The 19,341-nt window shown below is 70.3% G+C and carries 15 protein-coding genes; 11 read left to right on the forward strand and 4 right to left on the reverse strand.

Annotated features, from left to right (window positions below; genetic code table 11):
- Window positions 1-65: 65 nt before the first annotated feature.
- Window positions 66-578: a ferritin-like domain-containing protein gene (locus H030_RS0109645; RefSeq protein ID WP_051222209.1), complete on the reverse strand. Its 513-nt coding sequence runs from the start codon at window positions 576-578 to the stop codon at window positions 66-68.
- Between the two features lie 18 nt (window positions 579-596).
- Here H030_RS0109645 and H030_RS0109650 point away from each other — a divergent pair, with 18 nt between their 5' ends.
- From H030_RS0109650 to H030_RS0109670, 5 genes are all read left to right on the forward strand, one after another.
- Window positions 597-1,163: a type 1 glutamine amidotransferase domain-containing protein gene (locus H030_RS0109650; protein ID WP_027005965.1), complete on the forward strand. Its 567-nt coding sequence runs from the start codon at window positions 597-599 to the stop codon at window positions 1,161-1,163.
- A gap of 108 nt (window positions 1,164-1,271) precedes the next feature.
- Complete coding sequence (locus H030_RS36805) at window positions 1,272-2,645, forward strand: HNH endonuclease (protein WP_051222211.1); 1,374 nt, start codon at window positions 1,272-1,274, stop codon at window positions 2,643-2,645.
- A 60-nt stretch (window positions 2,646-2,705) separates the two neighbouring features.
- Window positions 2,706-3,599 (forward strand): Ku protein, encoded by an 894-nt coding sequence (locus H030_RS0109660; RefSeq protein ID WP_027005966.1) that lies wholly within the window; start codon window positions 2,706-2,708, stop codon window positions 3,597-3,599.
- A 37-nt stretch (window positions 3,600-3,636) separates the two neighbouring features.
- Window positions 3,637-4,719, forward strand: a complete 1,083-nt coding sequence (locus H030_RS30825) for a DNA topoisomerase IB (protein ID WP_051222213.1) — start codon at window positions 3,637-3,639, stop codon at window positions 4,717-4,719.
- Between the two features lie 126 nt (window positions 4,720-4,845).
- Window positions 4,846-6,546, forward strand: coding sequence for an MFS transporter (locus tag H030_RS0109670; RefSeq protein WP_027005967.1), 1,701 nt, complete (start codon window positions 4,846-4,848; stop codon window positions 6,544-6,546).
- 52 nt (window positions 6,547-6,598) lie between these two features.
- On the opposite strand, the gene H030_RS0109675 is transcribed toward H030_RS0109670, so the two are convergent.
- Genes H030_RS0109675 through H030_RS30830 form a run of 3 tightly spaced genes read right to left on the reverse strand, consistent with a single transcriptional unit; the run spans window position 6,599 to window position 7,822 of the window.
- Window positions 6,599-6,967, reverse strand: a complete 369-nt coding sequence (locus H030_RS0109675; RefSeq protein ID WP_051222216.1) for an STAS domain-containing protein — start codon at window positions 6,965-6,967, stop codon at window positions 6,599-6,601.
- A 40-nt stretch (window positions 6,968-7,007) separates the two neighbouring features.
- Window positions 7,008-7,388: a hypothetical protein gene (locus H030_RS0109680; RefSeq protein ID WP_027005969.1), complete on the reverse strand. Its 381-nt coding sequence runs from the start codon at window positions 7,386-7,388 to the stop codon at window positions 7,008-7,010.
- Window positions 7,388-7,822: an ATP-binding protein gene (locus tag H030_RS30830; protein WP_196809062.1), complete on the reverse strand. Its 435-nt coding sequence runs from the start codon at window positions 7,820-7,822 to the stop codon at window positions 7,388-7,390. Before H030_RS30830 ends, H030_RS0109680 begins: the two co-directional genes overlap by 1 nt.
- A gap of 491 nt (window positions 7,823-8,313) precedes the next feature.
- Here H030_RS30830 and gltB point away from each other — a divergent pair, with 491 nt between their 5' ends.
- From gltB to H030_RS0109715, 6 genes are all read left to right on the forward strand, one after another.
- Window positions 8,314-12,843, forward strand: coding sequence for a glutamate synthase large subunit (gene gltB / locus H030_RS0109690; protein ID WP_027005970.1), 4,530 nt, complete (start codon window positions 8,314-8,316; stop codon window positions 12,841-12,843).
- Between the two features lie 2 nt (window positions 12,844-12,845).
- A complete protein-coding gene (locus tag H030_RS30835; protein ID WP_051222220.1) occupies window positions 12,846-14,399 on the forward strand; it encodes a glutamate synthase subunit beta in 1,554 nt (517 codons plus the stop codon).
- Window positions 14,400-14,752: 353 nt separating this feature from the next.
- Entirely contained in the window at window positions 14,753-15,688 is a 936-nt protein-coding gene (locus H030_RS0109700; RefSeq protein ID WP_027005971.1) for a fibronectin type III domain-containing protein, read from the forward strand.
- Window positions 15,689-15,727: 39 nt separating this feature from the next.
- Window positions 15,728-17,230, forward strand: coding sequence for a flavin monoamine oxidase family protein (locus H030_RS0109705; RefSeq protein ID WP_027005972.1), 1,503 nt, complete (start codon window positions 15,728-15,730; stop codon window positions 17,228-17,230).
- Between the two features lie 58 nt (window positions 17,231-17,288).
- Window positions 17,289-18,686, forward strand: coding sequence for a flavin-containing monooxygenase (locus tag H030_RS0109710; RefSeq protein WP_027005973.1), 1,398 nt, complete (start codon window positions 17,289-17,291; stop codon window positions 18,684-18,686).
- On the forward strand, window positions 18,683-19,291 hold the full coding sequence (locus tag H030_RS0109715) for a TetR/AcrR family transcriptional regulator (protein ID WP_027005974.1): 609 nt from the start codon (window positions 18,683-18,685) through the stop codon (window positions 19,289-19,291). The genes H030_RS0109710 and H030_RS0109715 overlap by 4 nt, the downstream gene beginning before the upstream one ends.
- The last annotated feature ends 50 nt before the right edge of the window (window positions 19,292-19,341 follow it).

Below are 19,341 nucleotides of genomic sequence, written 5' to 3' on the forward strand. Positions count from 1 at the left end.
TGACCCCGTCGAGCTGACGCTTCGGCCCCGGACCCCGCCGGCGCCACCGCAGCGTCGAACCGGGGCTAGGCCAGCCCCTCCGCCTCGTACTCGCGCAGGTACCCCTCGAACAGCCGGCGGTGGCCCTCCTCGTCGCGGAGGATCGCGATGACCATGTCGTTGGTCACCGGGTCGGTGCCCTCGGTCGCTTCGATGATCGCGTTGTAGTGCTCGATCGCGCCGGTCTCGGCCTCGATGACGCCCTTGATCACGTGGACGACGTCGGTCTGGTGCGCGGGCGGCTGCAGGTAGGACTGCTCCGGCGTGAACTCCAGGGAGCCCGGGACGACCCCGTACAGCTCCTTGATCCGCGTCGCGAACTGCTGCGCGTGACCGAGTTCCTCCTGGATGTCGGTCTGCAGCGACTCGATGATCTCCTGGGCCCGGACGCCGTCCGGGTTGATCGAGTTGGTGATGTAGCTGATCACGGTCTCGATCTCCATCCAATAGGCCTTCTTGAGCATCTCGATGATCTGCTCGCGCTCGGCCGACTTGTCATCCGCCAGGATGCCCTGGCTCGCGTTTCGGGTCGTGCTCATGCGGCAAGCCCTACCCACATGAGCACGACGCTGAAAGACAAGAAGGTCGCGATCCTCGTCGCCAACGAGGGCATCGAGCAGGTCGAGCTGACCGAGCCGCGCAGGGCGCTCGAAGACGCCGGCGCGACCGTCGAGCTGCTCGCGCCGGAAACCGGTGAGGCCCAGGCCTTCAACCACCTCGACAAGGCCGACGCGTTCCCGGTCGACAAGGCGGTGGGCGACGCCGACGCGTCCGACTACGACGCCCTCATGCTTCCCGGCGGTGTCGCCAACCCCGACAACCTGCGCACGCACCCGGAAGCGGTCGAGTTCGTCCGCGCCTTCTTCAAGGACCACAAGCCGGTCGCCGCGATCTGCCACGCGCCCTGGACCCTCATCGAAGCCGGCGTCCTCGACGGCCGCACCGTCACCTCCTGGCCGTCGCTGCAGACCGACCTCCGCAACGCGGGCGCCACCTGGGTCGACGAGGAGGTCGTCGTCGACCAGGGCCTCGTCACCTCGCGCAACCCGGACGACCTCCCGGCCTTCAACGCCAAGATGATCGAGGAGATCGCCGAGGGCGCGCATGCAGGCCAGACGGCCTAGCACTCGCGGCACCGCATATTGTCCGTGCTCGGCATGGCGATCTCTCGCCGAGCACGGAACATCCTCTGGACTCGCGCAGCAAATCGCTGTGCGATCTGTCGCTGCAAGTTGACGCGCGACGGCTCGTCCGGCGACCGTGAAGCCGTCCTCGGTAACGAATGCCACATCGTCGCCCGTTCCGCCGTCGGGCCTCGTGGAGCCGCGGACCCTGACGGCACCGTAGACGATTACGGCAACCTCATCCTGCTATGTGCGAACGACCACAAGCTGGTCGACGATCAGCCGGCGAAGTACACACCGGAGTGTCTCAAGGACATCAAGAAGACACACGAGGGCTGGGTCGACGAAGCACTCGATTGGCGCGCCGCGCTTACGGACGCCGCATGGGAGGAGATCCGCTCTCGCGTTCCGTTGCCCGACCTTCCTCCAACGCAGGACAGAGTGCCGCGCGGATCTTCGATGCTCACCGGTCTCGCGCTCTACACGTACGCGACTGCGGAGTTCCTCGACGCTGAGAGCTTCGTGGCGTACGTTCGCGCGGCCGGAGATCTCGTGCTGGCGTACAGCTACGAACGTGGCGACCTCCGCGTGTCCTTCACCGACGACGGAACGTTCGCGCACGTCTTCGATCTCATCGAGATATCCAACGTCGACGATCTCATCGACGATCTCCACGAGGTGGATGAGGACGGCCCTGAGGATGGCGCTGCGTACGCCCGGGGCCTTGGCCGGGCCCTGCGCGACACAGCCGCCGGAGCCGGTGCGAGCGAGTTGGTGGTCTACTTCGGCGACGCGGAGGGCGTAGATCTCGCGTTGGGCTTCCGCTATCGCGACGGCCAGGTCGTCGGAGGCGCCGGGTACAGCGGTGCGTTCACCGGTGCGTTCACGCCGCTTACGCTCGTCGAGTCCTTCGACATTACCGAGCCCATCCGGCTTGAGATGAGCCTTTGGCCGTTCGCCGACATGCTCCATGAGGGACCCGCCGCGCAGGCTGGGCTCGCTGCGAACCTCTTCGCCATCGCGATCTACGACGCGATCGAACCCCAGCTCGACGCACAGCTCGTCCCCAACAGGCACCGCGACCGGCTTCGAAGGACGCTGGTCGACCGCATGTACGAAGCGCTGTTGGTCATCGACGCCGAGCCATCGAAGACGCTCTACGAGTGGGCGTTGGCGAACTATGGTGAAGAGCCGCTCGGCGGGCTGAGCGCGGTCCTGCCGAACGCAGCGGCAGATGCCGCGAGATCGATCGCGGTGTCCGGCCGGCTGAGCGGAGGCCAGACGGAACGCCTGACCAAAAACGTGGTCGACACGGCGTACGAGCTGATCGGGCTCTTGCCGCAGCTGGCCGAAGAACACCGCGGTCACGACGCGCTCGTCCAAGCGTTCACGAAGCTCCCGACCCACTGGGTAGAGCCCAAGGCGCGCAAGCACGTCCGGAAGGTTCTTCCGCATGACGTGGCAGAAGAGGCTGCCGGTTAGGCGCAAGAACCCCTGCGGGAGGTGTGCAAAGCGCCTCCCGTCGGGCATCCTTCACCGTCCATGCCCCGATCGATCTGGACCGGCGCCATCAGCTTCGGGCTCGTGACCGTGCCCGTGAAGCTCTACAGCGCGGTCAACCGCAAGTCCGTCCGCTTCAACCAGCTCAACGGCAAGACCGGCTCCCGGATCGCCCAGAAGCGGGTCGATGCCTCCACCGGCGAGGAGGTCAACTACGAGGACCTCGTCAAGGGCTATGAGATCTCCAGCGACCGCTACGTCGTGATCGAGCCCGAGGAGCTCGACTCGGTCCAGCCCGCGAAGACCAAGACCATCGACATCGAGGACTTCGTCGACCTCGCCGAGATCGACCCGATCTTCTACGACCACCCGTACTACCTGGCCCCGGCCACGGGCGGCGCCAAGCCCTACCGCCTGCTGCTCGAGGCGATGCGCGAGACCGAGAGGGTCGCGATCGCCAAGGTCGTCATTCGCCAGAAGGAGTCGCTGGTCGCCATCCGCGCGCTCCAGGACGCCGACGTCCTCGAGATGGCCACCATGCTGTTCGCCGACGAGGTCGTCGACCCCGACCGCCTCGACGACATCCCCGGCGCCGACGACGTCAGGACCAACGACCGCGAGCTGGCGATCGCCAAGCAGCTCGTCGAGTCCCTCGCCGGCGAGTTCGAGCCGGAGAAGTACAAGGACACCTACCGCGAGGCCGTCCTCGCGATGATCGAGAAGAAGGCCGCCGGCGAGGAGATCGTCGTCGTCGAGGCCGAGGAGGAGGCGGCGCCCGCCCCGGACCTCATGAGCGCCCTGAAGGCCTCGCTCGACGCGGTCCGCAAGACCAGCGGCACACCCGCCGCCGACGACGCCGAGGAGAAGCCCAGGCGCAGGCGCGCCGGCTCGTCCACCGCGTCCAGGCCGAGGGCGAAGTCCACGGCCAAGAAGTAGGCATCGCGGCGTGCGGTCGGCGGGTACGTCCCCGCCGATGGCCGCCACGAGCACCCGCCTCCGGAGAGTCGACACCACCACCGTCCCGGGCCTGCGCCGCGTCAGGCGCGGCAAGGGCTTCTCCTACCTCGACCCCGACGGCGACCGCGTCACCGACGACGAGATCCTCACGCGCATCCGCGAGCTCGCGATCCCGCCCGCCTGGAAGGACGTCTGGATCTGCCCGTACCCCGGCGGCCACATCCAGGCGACCGGGACCGACCAGCGCGGCCGCAAGCAGTACCTGTACCACTCGGCCTGGCGCGCCCGCCGCGACCAGGCCAAGTTCGACGACATGGTCACGTTCGCCCGGACGCTCCCCGCCCTGCGCCAACGGGTGGAGGAGGACCTCGCCCGCGGCGACTTCTCCCAAGATCATGTCCTTGCCTTGGCCGTCCGGCTCCTGGACCGTGGCTTCTTCCGGATCGGCTCCGAGGACTACGCGGTGACCAACGAGACCTACGGGTTGGCCACCATGAGGAAGTCCCACGTGCGCGTGCAGGACGGCGTCCTGCTCTTCGACTACCCCGCCAAGCACTCCAAGCGCCGCATCCAGCAGGTCGTCGACCCGGCCGTGGCCGGCGACATCGCCACGCTGAGGAAGCGCCGCGGCGGCGGCGACGAGCTGTTGGCCTACAAGTCGAACCGCCGTTGGGTCGACGTCAAGTCCCCGGACATCAACCGCTGGCTGAAGGACGCGACCGGCGCCGACGTCAGCGCCAAGGACTTCCGGACCTGGGGCGCGACCGTCCTGGCCGCCGTCGGCCTCGCGGTCTCGCCGGTCCCGGACACGCAGACGGCCCGCAAGCGCGCGGTGACCCGCGTCGTCAAGGAGGTCGCGTACTACCTCGGCAACACGCCCGCGGTCGCGCGCGGCTCCTACATCGACCCGCGCACGCTGGAGCGCTACGCCGACGGCATCACGATCGCCGGAGCGCTCGGCGACCTCGCCGCGGACGACCCGGGTGACGCGACCGCGATCCAGGGCGACGTCGAGGTCGCGGTGCTCGAGCTGGTCACCGGCGAGGACTCCGACGCCCTCGCCCCGCCGGGCGGCGAGCTGCTCGCCGAGGCGGCCTGAGCCGCCTGGCCCACGGGTAACCAGTACCAATCGGTACCAACAACTGTTAGCCTCCTCCGGGTCGATGTGGGTCGCGCGAGCGGCGCCTGCCGTTCGCGAACGCGAATACGGAGGAGAGCTAAGCGGATGAGCACCATCGCAGGGGGCTCCGCGGGTGTGGCCGAGCCACGCCGCAGCATCTGGAACCGGCAGCTGGCGCACTACCCGGACACCGCGCACCGGACCTTGTACCTGGGGATCACGGTCGCCGCGACCGTCGTCCTGTACTACGAGCTCTACGTCCAGGGCTCGGTCGCCACGAAGATCATCCAGGACTTCGGCTTCACGTTCACGCAGTTCGTGTTCGTGCTGGTGATCGGCAACCTGGTGGGCGCGTTCGCCTCGCTGGGCGCCGGCCTCGCCGATCGCTGGGGCCGCGCGAACCTCGTCGTCGGCGGCCTGCTGCTGACCGGCCTGCTGACGCTCTTCGCGCTCCCCAACGCGAGCAGCAAGGCCGAGTACACGGTGTTCTTCGCGCTGGTCTCGATCGTCGAGGGCATGGCCTTGGTCGCGACGCCCGCGCTGATCCGCGACTTCTCCCCGCAGATCGGCCGCGCGAGCGCGATGGCGTTCTGGACGATGGGCCCGGTGCTCGGCTCGCTGCTGGTCACCGAGGTCTCCAGCCACACGCTGGACACGCACACCGACTGGCAGTTCCAGTTCCGCGTCGCCGGGATCGTCGGCCTGGTCGTCTTCGCGATCGCCGCGATCGGGTTGCGGGAGCTGTCGCCACGGCTGCGCGACCAGTTGATGGTGTCGATGCAGGACCGGGCGCTGATCGAGGCCCGTGCGCAGGGGATCGCGCCCGAGAAGCTGACCCAGAACCTCTGGCGCCAGATGGCGCGGGCCGACATCGTCCTGCCGGCACTGGCCGTCAGCGTGTTCCTGCTCTTGTACTACATCTTCGTCGCGTTCCTGGTGGTCTACTTCTCGACCGTCTTCGGCTACACCGAGGCCAAGGCCAACAACTTGGCCAACTGGTACTGGATCGCCAACGCGCTCGGCCTGCTCGTCGCGGGCTTCACCTCCGACCGCCTGCGCGTGCGCAAGCCGATCCTGGCGGCCGGCACCGTGCTCAGCCTGATCGCCGCGGCGATCTTCGCCAGCAGCGCGACCAGGCCCAACACGAGCTACCACACGTTCGCGTGGGTCTTCGTGCTCGGCGCGGTCGGCGGCGGCACCGCCTACGTGTGCTGGATGGCCGCGTTCACCGAGACGGTGGAGAAGGTCAACCCGGCGGCGACCGCGACCGGCCTGGCCGTCTGGGGCTGGATCCTGCGGATCGTCGTGACGGTCAGCTTCGCGCTGCTGCCGGTCGTCGTCCCGGCGACGACCACGTTGGTGGACAAGGGCGCCAAGGTCCAGGAGATCGTCGCGCAGTACCCGACGCAGGTGACGGTGCTCAACACGGTCGACCCGGCCACGCTGACCGCGGCCGGGACCGGCGACAGGGCCGCGGGCGCCAAGGCCGTCGGCGAGCTGGTGAGGGCGGGGATGACCCCGGTCCAGGCGGTCGCCGCGCTGCAGTCGGTCGCCAGGATGCCGAGGGCCGACATCGCGTTCCTGGCCGCCAACGGCGCGAGGGTCCAGAAGGCCCAGGCCGACAACCCCGGCCAGTGGCAGACCTGGTGGTGGATCTGCTTCGCCGGCCAGCTCTGCCTGGTCCCGGCGGCGCTGCTGATGACCGGCCGCTGGTCCCCGCGCAAGGCGCGTGAGGACGAGGCCGAGCACGCCGCGTTGGTCGAGCGCGAGCTCGCCGCGCTGCAGACCGCGCGCGCCGCGAGCTAGCCGGCGGCGCGAGAAGAGGTTCCGAAGAAGGACGGAGGGACGGGGCCTCGGCTTACGCCGAGGCCTCTTCCTCGTCCAGGGCGGCCAGCGCGTCCTCGCGCGAGCCGCGGATCGTGAAGATCTGGTCCAGGCCGGTGATCTCGAACGTCTTGGCGATGTTCTGGTCGACGTTGACGATGGTCAGCCGGCCGTCGCGCGAGCGCAGGCGCTTGACCGTGCCGATCAGGACGCCCAGCGCGGTCGAGTCCAGGAACGTCGTCTCGCCGAGGTCCACCACGAGCCGGGACTTGCCGCCCTCGATCGCCTCGCCGAGGGCCGTCTTCAGCTCCGGCGCGGTGAACAGGTCGATCTCGCCGCGGACGGCCACGACCTGCGTGGCGGTGTCGACGGAGTCCTGGGTCAAAGCGAATTCGGGTGGCATCTCGTTCCTCAGTGTTGCGAATCTCGTTGAAGAAGCTCGGTCACTCGCGGAAGGCGAGGCGGAGCAGCAGCTCGTTGCCGTCGGTCCGCACGTCCGACGCCACGCGCTCGAAGACGTTGCCGACGCCCGGCAGCGAGGCGGCCTGGACGAGCGCGTCGCCGCCGGCGGCGGGCAGCGGCCCGACGCGCAGCGACAGGCCCTCGGGCTCGGCGTGGACGTGGACGGTCACCTCGCCGTTGGCGGTGTGGCCGGGCGCGTGCGCGGCGACCGCGTCGGTCAGCAGCAGCGCGTCGTCGAGGCGGTCGATCGGGCACTGCGCGCGCGCGGCGAGCATCCCGACGACGCGGCCCAGGACCGGCCCGAGCAGCTCGGGCCGGCGGACGGTCAGCGTGGCCTCGTTGACGACGGGCGTCTCGGGCATCAGGCGGCGGCCTCCGGTGCGCGATCCAGCTCGAAGGTCATGCGGACCTCGGTCTCCTCGCGGTCGTTGGTGCCCAGCTCCAGGGAGGAGGCGAGCGTGGCGATCAGCGGCAGGCCGAGGCCGAGGCCCGGCGAGTCCGGCCGCGGGAGGATCCCGCGGCCCTCGTCGGAGACCACGACGGTCAGCGCGCCGTCGGTCAGGCGGGCGGTCACGCTCATGGGACCGTCGCTGTCCGGGTACGCATGCACCACGACGTTGGTGCAGGCCTCAGTCACGGCCAGCTTGACGTCCGCCAGCGCGTGGTCGGGGACGTCAAGGGCGTCGCCGAGACCGCCGAAGGCATGCCGGACCACGGCAACGTTCTCGGCGCGTGCCGGCAGTGTCAGCTCGAAGTCGGGCGTCACGGGCTCCTGGTGGCGGTCATGCCGAGGCATCCCAGCCCCGGGGTTCTCATCGGCTGGCATATGCCCGGCCGGTGGTCGGACTATGCGCACTTCGCGCGACCCCCTTGGAAGGCGCAGTGCGACGGTGAGCATATTGGTTGGTGCGGAGGCCTTCGGGACGGGCTCGGCGCGGCCCTGTCGGGCGGCTTAAGCACGTCGAGCCGTCTCAAAGGGACGGCCCGACGCGTGTGGGGGAGGTCATCGCATCGCGCCGGGGCAGGGTCCGGCGCTCTCCGTGACGCGATATCGGCGGGAGCATCACGTCCCGCGACAGTCGGTATGCCCCGGCCTTCTGGCTGCAAACGCCGTACAACGAACACGCCGATTTCCGGTTTGCACGCAGACGAACGTCACCGTCTGATAAGGCCAGGCGGCATGGTCCGCTGAGGCTGTATGCGATCACGTACGCCTGTCCAATCTGGAGTGCGCTTGCTACTCTGCCGCTTCTTCTCACGTGCCCCCGGGCCGCCACGGGACACCTCATGACGATCTCCGCTTTGCCTCAGGCCGACGGCCTGTACGACCCCAAGAACGAGCACGACGCCTGCGGCGTCGCCATGGTCGCCAGGCTGGACAACCAGCCCGACCACGGCGTCATCACCCGCGCGCTGACCGCCCTCGACAACCTCGAGCACCGCGGTGCCGAAGGCGCCGACGTCCGCACGGGCGACGGCGCGGGCATCCTGACCCAGGTCCCCGACGCGTTCTTCCGCAAGACCGTCGACTTCGACCTGCCGCCCGCCGGCCAGTACGGCGTCGGCGTCTGCTTCCTGCCGCGCGACGCCGCGCAGCGCCGGAAGATCGAGGAGCTGCTCGAGCTCAACGTCCGCATCGAGGGCCAGGACCTCCTCGGCTGGCGCGACGTCCCGGTCGACCTCGACCACGTCGGCGACACCGCCGGCCAGTCGCGCCCCCACATCCGCCAGCTGTTCATCGGCGCGGGCGCGGGCTTCACCGAGGACCAGGACACGTTCGAGCGCAAGCTGTACGTGATCCGCCGGATCGTCGAGCTGGCGGCCGGCCCGGACTTCTACGCCCCGAGCTTCTCCTCGCGCACGTGCGTGTACAAGGGGATGTTGATCTCGCACCAGCTGCGGGACTTCTACCCAGACCTCAAGGACGCGTCGTTCGGCTCCGCGCTGGCGCTCGTGCACTCGCGCTTCTCGACCAACACGTTCCCGAGCTGGGACCTCGCGCACCCGTTCCGCGTCATCGCCCACAACGGCGAGATCAACACGCTGATGGGCAACGCGAACTGGATGCGCGCGCGTGAGTCGCAGCTCGCGTCCGACCTGTTCGGCCTCGACCTCCAGAAGGTCCTGCCGATCGTGCGCCCCGGCGGGTCGGACTCCGCGACGTTCGACAACGTCCTCGAGCTGCTGATGCTCGCGGGCCGCTCGCTGCCGCACGCGGCGATGATGATGATCCCGGAGGCCTACGCCGACCGCGACGACCTCCCGGACCACCTCAAGGGCTTCTACGCGTTCCACTCCTGCCTGATGGAGCCGTGGGACGGGCCGGCGTCGGTGTGCTTCACCGACGGCACGGTCGTCGGCGCGACGCTCGACCGCAACGGCCTGCGCCCCGGCCGCTGGGCCGAGACCAAGGACGGCTACGTCATGCTCGGCTCCGAGACCGGCATGCTGCCGCTCAAGCCCGAGGAGGTCGTCCGCCTCGGCCGCCTGGCGCCGGGCAAGCTGTTCCTGGTCGACCTCGAGGCCGGTCGCATCGTCGACGACGCCGAGGTCAAGGAGCAGGTCGCCACCCAGCAGCCGTACGGCCGCTGGTTCGAGGAGAGCGTCGTGCGCTTCGACGACCTCCCGCCGCGCGAGGGCCTCAAGCTCGCCCAGCCGCTGCAGGACCTGCAGCTGGCGTTCGGCTACTCGCAGGAGGACCTGCGCGTCCTGATGGCGCCGATGGCCGCCAGGGGCGAGGAGCCGCTGGGCTCGATGGGCAACGACAACGCCCTCGCGGTCCTCAGCGACCAGCGCCCGGCGCTGTTCTCGTACTTCAAGCAGCTGTTCGCGCAGGTCACCAACCCGCCGATCGACCCGATCCGCGAGTCGATCGTCATGTCGCTGGGGACCGGCGTCGGCGCCGAGAAGAACCTGCTCGACGAGTCGCCCGAGCACGCGCGCCAGCTGGTCATGCGCCAGCCGATCCTGCGCAACGGCGAGCTGGAGACGCTGCGCTCGCTGGAGCACCCGTGGTTCAAGGCGCACACGATCGACATCACGTGGGCGGTGCAGGACGGTCCCGAGGGGCTGCACGCGCGCCTGGCGGAGATCTGCGACGAGGCGCACGACGCCGTCGCGCAGGGGATCAACGTCCTGATCCTGAGCGATCGCGGCATCGGCAAGCGCCGCGTGGCGATCCCGTCGCTGCTGGCGGTCGCCGCCGTCCACCACCACCTGGTCCGCCTCGGCACGCGCCTGCAGACCGGCCTGGTCCTGGAGTCCGGCGAGCCGCGTGAGGTGCATCACTTCGCGACGCTGATCGGCTACGGCGCGTCGGCGATCAACCCCTACGTCATGTTCGAGACGGTCGACCAGCTCGTGGCCGAGGGCCGCGTGCCCGGCATCGACGACGCCGACAAGGCCGAGGAGCTCGTCGTCAAGGGGCTCGGCAGGGGTCTGCTCAAGACGATCTCCAAGATGGGGATCTCGACGATCCAGTCCTACTGCGGCGCGCAGATCTTCGAAGCGGTGGGTCTCGAGAAGCCGCTGATCGACCGCCACTTCTGCGGGACCGCGTCGCGCATCGGCGGCGTCGGCCTGGAGACGCTGGCCCAGGAGGCGCTGGACCGCCACGAGCGCGGCTACGGGCGGCCGGACACCGGTGCCGAGCTCCTGCCGGTCGGTGGCGTCTACGCGTGGCGCCGCGACGGCGAGCACCACATGTGGAACCCGGAGACGATCGCGGCGCTGCAGCACGCGGTCCGGGACACGAACGGCTCGGCGCAGGACAAGTACGACGAGTACTCGCGGATGGTCAACGAGCACGCGGCGCGCAAGGCGACGCTGCGCGGGCTGCTGAACATCCGGACCGACGGCGCGACCGCGATCCCGATCGAGGACGTCGAGCCGGCCAAGGAGATCGTCAAGCGCTTCGCGACCGGCGCGATGTCGCTCGGCTCGATCTCCACCGAGGCCCACGAGAACCTCGCGATCGCGATGAACCGCCTCGGCGGCCGGTCCAACACCGGCGAGGGCGGGGAGGACCCGCGGCGCTTCACGGCCGACGAGAACGGCGACCTGCGCCGCTCGGCGATCAAGCAGGTGGCGTCCGGCCGGTTCGGCGTGACGATCCACTACCTGGTCAACGCCGACCAGCTGCAGATCAAGATGGCGCAGGGCGCGAAGCCCGGCGAGGGCGGCCAGCTGCCCGGCCACAAGGTCGACGCGTACATCGGGTCGGTCCGGCACACCACGCCGGGCGTGGGCCTGATCTCGCCGCCGCCGCACCACGACATCTACTCGATCGAGGACCTCAAGCAGCTGATCTACGACCTGCGCTGCGCGAACCCGCGCGCGCAGGTGTCGGTCAAGCTCGTGTCCGAGGTCGGCGTCGGCACGGTGGCCGCGGGCGTGGCGAAGGCCAACGCCGACCACGTGGTCATCGCGGGCCACGACGGGGGCACCGGCGCGTCGCCGCTGTCGTCGATCGTGAGCGCCGGCGCGCCGTGGGAGATCGGCCTGGCCGAGACCCAGCAGACGCTGCTGAAGAACGACCTGCGCTCGCGCATCGTCGTCCAGACCGACGGCCAGCTGAAGACCGGCCGCGACGTGGCGATCGCCGCGCTGCTGGGCGCCGACGAGTTCGGCTTCTCGACCGCGCCGCTGATCGCGACGGGCTGCATCATGATGCGCGCCTGCCACCTGAACACCTGTCCGGTGGGCATCGCGACGCAGGACCCGGAGCTGCGCAAGCGCTTCCAGGGCACGCCGGAGCACGTCGTCAACTTCTTCTTCTTCGTGGCGGAGGAGCTGCGCGCGATCATGGCGTCGCTCGGCATCGCCAAGATGGAGGACCTGATCGGCCGCGTCGACCTGCTGGAGGCCGACGAGGCGATCGACCACTGGAAGGCGCGCGGGATCGACCTCACGCACCTGCTCACGTTCCCGCGCGACGTCGACGCCGACAAGCCGCGGCACCGCACGCAGGCGCCGCCGCCGGTCCTGGACGACGCGCTCGACCACATCCTGCTGGAGAAGGCGCGGCCGGTCGTCGAGGGCGGCGACGAGCACGTGTCGATCTCGGTCCCGGTCCGCAACGTCAACCGCTGCGTCGGTGGCATGCTGTCGTCGCGGATCGCCGAGCTGCACGGGCGCGACGGGCTGGCCGGCAGGTCGGTCGACGTCGAGTTCACCGGCTCGGCGGGGCAGTCGTTCGGCGGCTGGCTCGCGCCGGGCGTGACGTTCACGCTGCACGGCGACGCCAACGACTACACGGGCAAGGGCCTGTCCGGCGGCACCGTCGTCGTCACCCCGCCCGCGGGCGTCACGTTCGACGCGCGCGACAACGTCATCGTCGGCAACACGGTGCTCTACGGCGCCACGAGCGGGCGCGCGTTCTTCCGCGGCCTGGCGGGCGAGCGCTTCGCGGTCCGCAACTCGGGCGCTTCGGCTGTCATCGAGGGCGTCGGCGACCACGGCTGCGAGTACATGACCGGCGGGCGCGTCGTCGTCCTCGGTGAGACCGGGCGCAACTTCGCGGCGGGCATGTCCGGCGGGTTCGCCTACGTGCTGGACGCCGACGGCCGGTTCCGCTCGCGCGTCAACCCCACCATGTTGGACCAGCTGGAGGACCTGACCGATCAGGATGCCGCCGACGTGCGCGCCCTGATCGAGGAGCACCGGTCCCGGACCGGCTCGACGGTCGCCGCCGAGCTGCTCGACGACTGGGACGCCGCGCGGGCCAAGTTCGTGAAGGTGTTCCCGGCCGACTACAAGCGCGTGCTGGCCGAGCAGGCCGCCGCGCCGGCTCAGACGACCGAAGGAGTGGCCGCCTAGCCATGGGTGAGCTCGGAGGGTTCCTGAAGATCGACCGCTCGAACGTCCCGTACCGGGATGCGGCCGAGCGCGTCGGCGACTTCAAGGAGTTCGTGGTCCAGAGGTCCGACGAGGAGCTGTCGGGCCAGGGCGCGCGCTGCATGGAGTGCGGCGTGCCGTTCTGCCACAACGGGTGCCCGCTCGGGAACCTGATCCCGGACTGGAACGACCTCGTCTACCGCGACCGCTGGCCGGACGCGATCAAGCAGCTGCACGCGACGAACAACTTCCCGGAGTTCACGGGTCGTCTGTGCCCGGCGCCGTGCGAGGCCGCGTGCGTGCTGGAGATCCGCGAGGGCGACGCGGTGACGATCAAGCAGATCGAGAACTCGATCGTCAACCGCGCGTGGGACGAGGGCTGGGTCGTGCCGCAGCCGCCGTCGGTCGAGACGGGGCTTTCGGCTGCCGTCGTCGGCGCCGGTCCCGCGGGCATGGCCGCCGCGCAGCAGCTGCGCCGTGCCGGGCACCGCGTGGTGCTGTTCGAGCGGGACGAGGCCGCCGGTGGGTTGGTGCGCTTCGGCGTCCCGGACTTCAAGATCGAGAAGTGGGTCATCGAGCGCCGGCTGGAGCAGCTGCGCGGCGAGGGCGTCGAGATCCGCTGCGGCGTCGACGTCGGCCGCGACGTCACCGCCGAGGAGCTGCGTGCCGAGTTCGACGCGGTCGTCCTGACGATCGGCCCCCGCGTGCCGCGCGACCTGCCGGTCCCGGGCCGCGAGCTCGACGGGATCCACTCCGCGATGGAGTACCTCTACGTGCGCAACCGCGCGATCGCGGCCGCCGAGGGCCCGGAGCCGACCGTGCCCGCGCCCGAGGCGCGGGAGATCACGGCGGCGGGCAAGCACGTCATCGTCATCGGCGGCGGCGACACCGGCGCCGACTGCGTCGGGCACTCGATCCGCGAGGGCGCTTTGAGCGTCACGCAGCTGGAGCTGCTGCCCGAGCCGCCCGTGCATCGTCCCGACGACCGGACCCCGTGGCCGCTGTGGCCGCAGAAGTTCCGGTTGTCGTACGCGATGGAGGAGGCGACCGCGATCGGCAAGGGCGAGCAGGACTTCTCGATCGTGACGACGCACTTCGCGGGCGAGGACGGCAACGTCAGCGCGCTGCACTACGCGCAGGCCGAGGCGGCGCCGCCGTTCGGCCCGGTCGAGGGCACGGGCGGCGAGATGCAGGCCGACCTGGTGTTGCTGGCCATGGGCTTCCTGCATCCCGAGCACGAGGGCATCGTCGAGCAGTTCGGGCTGGATCTCGATCCGCGCGGCAACATCAAGGCCTCCACCTACGCGACCAGCGTGCACGGCGTCTTCGCCGCCGGCGACGCCCGCCGCGGCCAGTCCCTGATCGTCTGGGCGATCAACGAAGGCCGCCAAGCCGCCCGCATGGCGGACCGCTACCTCCACGAGCTCGGCGCCACTCAGCGCGAGCCGATCCTCGCCGGCAACATCTCACCCGCCGACGAGGGGCCGGAAGGACCACCGTCCCACGCGGACGGCGGCGTGACCGCCGAAGAAGACTGAACCACCGACGCGCCCTCCGGGGCGCGTCGCTCGTTCGACGCCACTCGGCAGACGCGCCTCGTCGTCTCTGGTCGCGCCACCGTCGCTGGGGCGGTCGGCGGGAGTTGCGGCGCGCGACGCCTCGCAACCAATCCGTGGTCGAGCCTGGCACGCCGAGCCTCGCAGTCTCCGCAGACGCGTCCCGTCGCTTCTGGTCGCGCGACGTCTCGCCACCGGCGTCGGTGAGCCCGGCGCACCGATCCGCGACGTGCCCACCGGGTGTTCTGACACCCCGCCTGCAGATAGTTGTGGCGCATGCCGACCACCTGGAGGTAGGACCAATCCGCCTTCCAGAGCAGGGAGCTCTTCTCTTCATGTCCCGCAAGACCCCCGTCGCGTTCGCCGCGGCGCTCGCGACGCTGGCCGTCGCGGTTCCCGCCGCCTCCGCGGCGGTCACGACCACCCCGCTGACGATCAGCCAGAGCGGCGACGTCGTCACCTTCACCGTCGCCCCGGGCGGCGACTGGGGCAGCGCCGACGGCAACGCGCTCCTGATCGCGCCGGCCGGCTCCGGCACCACGACCGTCGCCGCCTCGATGGGCCACGGCGGCTTCGGCGCCGCGAAGGTCACCGGCAGCACGGCCGACTGCCAGACGCTCACCAGCTCCGACGCGACCATGCTGACCGACGTCCCGGATCCCACCTTCTCCGACGATGGCTCGGGCTTCACCTGGAAGATCCCGGCCGCCGACCTGCCGGCGTCGTTCGACGCCAAGGTCGTCTTCGCCAGCGACTTCAGCGCCGACGGCTGCTCGCCCGACGCCGACCACAACGGCATCGTCACGACGATGGCCGACGCCCAGCGCTTCCCGGTCCCGCCGGTCGTCGTGGCCCCGGCCCCGGTCGTGACGCCCGCTCCGGCCCCGGCGCCCGCGCCGGTCGCGACGCCCGTCGCCGCGCCCAAGCCCGTCGCCGACCCCGACAAGGACGGCATCAAGAACAACTGGCTCGTCGACGGCAAGCCGGTCGCCGCGCCGAAGGCCGCGAAGGTCGCCGGCGTGACCGCCCACGGCGCCACGCTGACGCTGCCCAAGGCCCCGAAGGGCGCGACGATCCGCGTCTACGTCCGCGTCGCCGGCACCGGCACGTTCAAGGCCGTCACGGTCAAGATCAACAAGAAGACCGGCAAGGCGACCCTGTCGGGCCTGAAGGCCGGCAAGCACTACGAGGTCAAGCTCGTCGCGGTCAACAAGGCCGGCCAGCAGACGACCGCCTCGAAGGCCGCGGTCGTCAAGACCACCAAGAAGTAGCCCCTCGACGCAGGCCCGGACCGGCGTTAGGGTCGCGTGATGTCCCACGCGACCCTGACCCGCCGGCGCCTCCTGCAGACCGGGGCGGCGGCCGCCCTCGGCGCGAGCGCCACCGCGCTCCCGCGCAGCGCGTCAGCCGCGTCGCGCAGGGCCAGGCGGCTGAAGGCCGACGTGGTCGTCGTCGGGGCCGGGTTCTCCGGCCTCGCCGCCGCCCGCCAGCTGCACGCCGCGGGCCACAGCGTCGCGATCGTCGAGGCGCGCGACGTCGTCGGCGGCCGCACCCGCAACGCCTCGATCGACGGCGGCAGGTACATCACCGAGGTCGGCGGCGAGTTCGTCGGCCCGACCCAGGACCGGATCCTTGCGCTCGCCAAGGCGATGAGGATCCCGACGTTCAAGGTGTACAACAGCGGCCAGTCGGCGTTCGCGGTCCGGGGCACTCGCACGCTGTACCCGGCGTCGGTGGGCATCCCCGACGACCCGGAGGTCCAGAAGCTGCTGCAGGTGCTGACCGGGGTCGACAAGCTGGCCGCCGATGTCGGCCCGCTGACCCCGTGGAAGCACGCGAAGGCCCGGCAGTACGACGCGATCACGTTCGCCGACTACCTCAAGCCCTTCAACTTGACCCCGACCGCCAACGCGGTCGCCGACGCGATCTTCGAGTCGATCTGGGGCGCCGACGCCGACGAGATGTCGTTCCTGTACGTGTTGCAGTACGTCGCCGCGGCCGGCAACGCCAGGACGCCCGGCGCGTTCCTGCGGCTGATCGCGACCGGCGGCGGAGCGCAGGAGAGCCGGATCGTCGGCGGCTCGGTCGTGGTCGCGCAGGCCGTCGCCAAGCAGCTCGCCGACCACATCCACCTCGAGTCCCCGGTCGCGAAGATCAAGGACCATGACAACGCCGTCACGGTCACCACGACCAACAACATCATCATCACCGCCAAGCGCGTGATCGTCGCGGTTCCGCCGGTCCTGGCGTCGAAGATCGCCTACGCGCCCGGCCTGCCGACCGCCAAGCGCACGTTGTTGAAGGCCATGACGCCGGGTAGCCTCACCAAGGTCGAGGCCGTCTACGACAAGCCGTTCTGGCGCGACGCCGGCCTCTCCGGCCAGGGCGTCAGCGACACCGGCCTGGCCCGGGTGCCGTGGGACAACTCGCCGCCCGACGGCGGCGTCGGCGTGTACTTCTCGTTCATCGGCGGCAAGCTGCACAACCAGTGGGCGGCGCTGGACCCGGCGACCCGCCGCGCCCAGGTCCTCGACGACTTCGTCCGCCTGCTCGGCGACGAGCGCGCCCGCACGCCGCTCGAGTACATCGAGAAGGACTGGACGACCGAGAGGTGGACGCGCGGCTGCCCGGTCGGCCACTTCGCGCCGGGCGTCCTGCAGAAGCACGGCGCCGCGCTGCGCACGCCGGTCGGCCGGATCCACTTCGCGGGCACCGAGACCTCCGACTACTGGCTCGGCTACATGGACGGCGCGGTCCGCGCGGGGGAGCGGGCGGCGAGCGAGGTCCACGCGAAGCTCCGGCATGGCGCCTGACTGACACCCCGTCAAGCGAAACTTGACGCCCCCGTCACGTTCTGGGAGGCTCCGCCACATGTCCGCCTCCGAGCTTCCCACCGTCTGCCTCATCGGCGCCGGCTCGTCCGGCATCGCCGTCGCCAAGGCGCTGCACCAGCACGGCATCCCGTTCGACTGCATCGAGGCCTCGGACCGCGTCGGCGGCAACTGGGTGTTCAAGAACCGCAACGGCATGTCGGCGGCCTACCGCGACCTCCACATCAACACGTCGCGCGACCGCATGGCCTACTCGGACTTCCCGATGCCGGCCGACTACCCGGACTACCCGCACCACACCCAGATCGCGTCGTACTTCGACGACTACGTCGACCACTTCGGCTTCCGCGACCACATCATCTTCAACACGAAGGTCGACCAAGTTGTCCGCCATGACGGCGGCGGCTACACGGTCACGACCGACGACGGCGTCACCCGCGACTACGACGTCGTCCTCGTCGCCAACGGCCACCACTGGAACCCGCGGATGCCCGAGCCGGCGTTCCCGGGCTCAGACACCTTCACCGGTACGCAGATCCACGCGCACGCGTACATCGACTCCACGATCTTCGAGGACAAGAACGTCGTCGTCCTCGGCATGGGCAACTCGGCGATGGACATCGCGGTCGAGTCCTCCTACGTCGCCAGGAGCACGTTCCTGGCCGCGCGCCGCGGCGCCTGGATCATCCCCAAGTACATCTTCGGGCGCCCGACCGACCAGCTCAAGAACGACCCGCGCATCCCGTTCAAGATCCGCCAGAAGATCATCCACAAGATCATCCAGCTCAACGTCGGCGACGTCACGAAGTACGGCCTCCCCAAGCCCGACCACCAGTTCGGCGAGGCGCACCCGACGATCTCCGGCCGGATCCTGGACCGCATCCAGCACGGCCGCGTCACGCCCAAGCCCAACATCAAGGCCTTGGAGGGCGGCGACGTGGTCTTCACCGACGGCTCGCGCGCGCCGATCGACGTGGTCGTCTACTGCACGGGCTACAAGATCACGTTCCCGTTCTTCGCCGACGACTTCATCGACGCGCCGGAGAACCACATCGAGCTGTTCCGCCGCGTCTTCCACCCGCAGTACGACGACCTCGCGTTCGTCGGGCTGCTGCAGCCGCTCGGCGCGATCATGCCGCTGGCCGAGGCGCAGGCCGAGTGGCTGGCCGCCTACCTCGAGGGCCGCTACGCGCTGCCGTCGCGGACCGACCTGCGGGCCGACATCGCCGCCGACCAGAAGAACATGCACAAGCGCTACGTCGCGTCCAAGCGCCACACGATCCAGGTCGACTTCGACGACTACCTGCATGACCTGGACAAGGAGCGCGCCGCCGGGGCGGAGCGCGCGGCCGCGCGCGGCAACGCGCTGCCGGTCCCGCACCGCGTCGCCGACGCGCCGCGCACCACCGCCGCGAGCTCCGGGGTCGTCGCCGCGTGACGAGCCTGCCCGCAGCGCCGCGCGGCAAGCGCGAGGCCACCAAGCAGGCCAACCGCGCCGCGATCCTGGAGGCCGCGCGCGACGTGTTCGCCGAGCTCGGCTATGGCGCGGCGTCGGTCCGGGACATCGTCCGCCGCACCGACCTGGCGACCGGCACGTTCTACAACTACTTCCCGGACAAGGAGTCGGTCCTGACCGCCCTCATGGACGAGACGGCGGGGGAGGCGCGCGAGCGCGTCCGGACCGCGCGCCGGTCCGGGACGACGCTGGAGGCTTTCGTGCGCGACGGCTTCGCCGCGTACTTCGCGTTCCTGCTCGAGGACCGCCGGACCTCGGCGCTGCTGTCGCGCAACGCGGGGACGATCCGGGCGCTGTTCGACGAGCCGACGATGATCGCCGGCGTCGAGGAGCTGGCCGAGGACCTCCGGGCCGGCATCGGCGCGGGGCTGATCCCGGAGCACGACGTCGAGTACATGGCGGCGTCGATGGTCGGGGCGGCGTTCGAGATCGGTGCGCGGATGCTGGAAGGTCAGGAGCCCGACCCCGAGCGCGCGACCGACTTCATCTCGACGCTGTTCATCGCAGGGCTGCGCGCGGGTTCGTGACGTTCGGCGCAAGCTGCGTTGCGCGGACAGGCGCACCGCAACTTCGGCGG

This window comes from Conexibacter woesei Iso977N (assembly GCF_000424625.1).
GTDB classification, from domain to species: Bacteria; Actinomycetota; Thermoleophilia; order Solirubrobacterales; family Solirubrobacteraceae; genus Baekduia; species Baekduia woesei_A.